Source organism: Rothia sp. HMSC071F11 (assembly GCF_001809115.1).
GTDB lineage: Bacteria > Actinomycetota > Actinomycetes > Actinomycetales > Micrococcaceae > Rothia > Rothia dentocariosa.
The window spans coordinates 222,866-223,510 of sequence record NZ_KV795771.1 but is presented as its reverse complement, the minus strand read 5'-3'; the positions used below and the strand labels follow the sequence as shown (position 1 = coordinate 223,510).

General features: G+C 56.6%; 1 protein-coding gene. It reads left to right on the top strand.

The features are described 5' to 3' along the window. A partial coding sequence (locus tag HMPREF2554_RS10950; RefSeq protein WP_371326188.1) for a DNA replication/repair protein RecF occupies positions 1–645 on the top strand: 645 nt, incomplete at both ends.

Here is a 645-nt window from a genome sequence, read left to right as displayed (position 1 = left end):
TGCGCATTAATCGAGCCGCTCCCGTGCGCGCCCGTGAAGCCCTAGGGATTACGCGCACCGTGTTGTTCTCCCCCGAAGATTTGCAGCTCGTCAAGGGTGAACCCGCGGGACGACGCCGTTTTATTGATGATTTAGCGGTTTCGCTGCGACCCGTCGTTTCCGGGTACCGTCAGGAATACGAACGCATTTTGCGCCAGCGCAATTCGCTGTTGAAAACATTGCAGCGCCGCGGTTCCTCAGCGGTAGACGATGAAAACGCAATGCACACCCTTGATGTATGGTCGGAACAATTAGCGCAGCTAGGGGCACAGCTCCTCGCAGCACGATTTCGCGTTCTATGGCTTCTGCTTCCCCACTTGCGGCGCGCCTACGCCGGGCTGACCGACGGGTCAAAAGATATTTCATTCACCTACGATTCGACAGTTTTTCCCGAAATCACCGAGCGAGGGCTCGAACATGTTTCGCGTATGAGCATCGACGATATTAAAGATGCGATGGCGCAGCGCTTGCGCGAGCGCCGTACCGCCGAACTGGAACGCGGGGTGACTCTGGTGGGACCGCATCGTGACGATATAACGCTGCTTTTGGGTGGGTTAGCTGTTAAACAATTCGCCTCTCACGGGGAAAGCTGGTCGGTTGCGCTTT